Annotated in this window: 2 protein-coding genes; one reads left to right on the plus strand and one right to left on the minus strand. The window is 56.2% G+C overall.

All coding sequences use genetic code 11. The features are described 5' to 3' along the window. A partial coding sequence (locus Q0349_RS12450; RefSeq protein WP_298081340.1) for an oligopeptide transporter, OPT family occupies positions 1-1,072 on the minus strand: 1,072 nt, incomplete at its 3' end. Positions 1,073-1,272: 200 nt separating this feature from the next. Between Q0349_RS12450 and Q0349_RS12455 the strand changes: the two genes are divergently transcribed. Further along, complete coding sequence (locus Q0349_RS12455) at positions 1,273-2,223, plus strand: M48 family metallopeptidase (protein ID WP_298081341.1); 951 nt, start codon at positions 1,273-1,275, stop codon at positions 2,221-2,223. Positions 2,224-2,262: the final 39 nt, after the last annotated feature.

A 2,262-nucleotide genomic window follows, 5' to 3' on the forward strand; every position in this document is an offset into this window, starting at 1 on the left:
CGATGGCGATCCACAAGAGCATGCTCTGCGGCGAGAGGTTCAAGTCTTCGCGGTGTGCCGCCTGTTCGCCCTTGCCGCTGAAGGCGGCGATGGAGAGCCGCATTCCTTCAACCATTGGTTTGAACAGGGTGATGAGCGTCCAGAAGGCGGCGATAGCGATCGTACCTGCGCCGATGAAGCGGACATTATCTTTCCACAGTCCCATCGCTGTTCCGGGCATATCCAATTCAGACGGGCGCGGCAATATTTCACTCGCATGAGCGAGGACTTTGAACCAAGAAGGGACGAGATCAAGGAATTGGGTAACAACAGGTAGCGGATGATGTGCGCTTAAATAAGGAATAATGCCAAGCCAAGTCAGCAGTAAACCAATGAGGATGGCAATCCCGCCCGCAAGACCGACGAGATAACCCGCGCCCAGCAGGGCGAAAGAGAAACCCATCGGCGCTTGAAAGACTGCGCCGCCGGATCTGAACCAATAACCGGCGCTGTCGGCGACGACACGCAAACCGCCGGTGCAAAGGCTCATGATGCCCGCCAGCGCGCCACCGGTGAGAATCTCCTTAATACCGCTCTCACCCTGTTGCGCGCCGCTGTCCACAAAATTCGGATCGTGGCAGCCGACTTTCAGGATTTCCGCAGCGGCAACCCCTTCCGGGTACGGCAGGTCGCTATTGACCACCATCGCCAGCCGCAGCGGGATGGTGAAAATCACGCCGAGAATCCCGCCAGCGGCGCAGAGCAGTGTCGTCTGCCAAAACGGAAAACCGCTCCAATAACCCGCCATCAACAAGCCGGGCAGGACGAAAATCACCGAAGAAATCGTGCCGGCGGCAGAGGCTTCCGTCTTGACCAAGTTGTTTTCCAGAATGTTGCTGCCGTGTGCAAATTTGAGGATAACCATCGAAATGACCGCCGCCGGAATGGTGGACGCAAAGGTCAGCCCGACTTTCAGACCGAGATACACGTTGGACGCGGTGAAAACCACGGTAATCAACGCGCCCAGAATCATGCCGCGTAGCGTGAGCTCACGATAATTGGCAAAAGGGTCATGATATGAAGGGGACGACATAAAAACTCCTTAAAGGTTAGGGATTGATTATCTTGAAATTTTATTAACAGAAAGTCAAGGAAATCCACATAAGAATGTGTAGAACTAATACCAAAATTGTTCTATATATTTGACTATTTGACATAGTGTCATGAAGGCGCAAGAAAAAATGCGGTATAAAACAGCAACTTTTATACGCCATTTGATGAGGAAAAATCCACATGAATCCAAAAAAATTCACAATCCTTGCCCTGTTTGCCCTCGGCGGCTGCGCCGACGTCGCCAATATGGCCGGTTACGACTCGCAAACGCTTAACCTCAAGGCGGCAGAAGGCTACCAGCAGGTGCTGAGCGAAGCACGCAGCGAAAACGCGCTCGACACCCGCTCGCAGACGGCGCAACGGGTGCATAACGTCTTCAACCGCATGGTGCCAATAGCGAACGCCAACAACCGCACCGGCATACCCTTCCAGTGGGAAATGAACGTCATCCGCTCCGACGAACTCAATGCCTGGGCGATGCCGGGCGGCAAAATGGCGGTGTACAGCGGCCTCGTCGAAAAATTGCATCTGACCGATGACGAACTCGCCGCCGTCATCGGCCACGAAATGACCCACGCACTGCGCGAACACAGCAAGGCACAAGTGGGGCAGCAAGTATTGACGGCTATCGGTGTGGGAATTGGCGGCAGCATCCTCGCGCAAAACAGCAACATTGACCCCGATATGCTCAAAACGGGCAGCGCGCTGCTTTCCGAATACGGCATCAGCAACCCCTTCAGCCGCCAGCACGAAACCGAAGCGGATATTGGCGGGCTGATGCTGATGGCGCAGGCAGGCTACAACCCGCAGGCGGCGCTGTCCGTCTGGCAAAAAATGGAACAGGCGGGCAGCAGCGGTATGCCGTCCTTCCTCTCCACCCACCCCAGCGGTGCTGACCGCATCCAGGTATTACAACAACATATGCCGGAAGCGATGGCGCTCTACCAGCAAAGCGGCGGCCGCGCCCCCGCACCGATGCCCGCAGCGCAGGCGAACCCGCTGCCGCAGGGAATGCCGGTTGCGCAACCCGCTGCCGTCGCGCCGCAACCAAGCAACTGGGTACCACAAAACCCTGGCGTGGGGATGCCCGTTGAGCAATGGATGCAGAAACCGGGCAAACGGCGGCGCTAAGCGGTTTATAGCTATCCACCGAAAGCCTCATACGGTGTT

This window comes from uncultured Cardiobacterium sp. (assembly GCF_938028185.1).
Classification (GTDB): domain Bacteria; phylum Pseudomonadota; class Gammaproteobacteria; order Cardiobacteriales; family Cardiobacteriaceae; genus Cardiobacterium.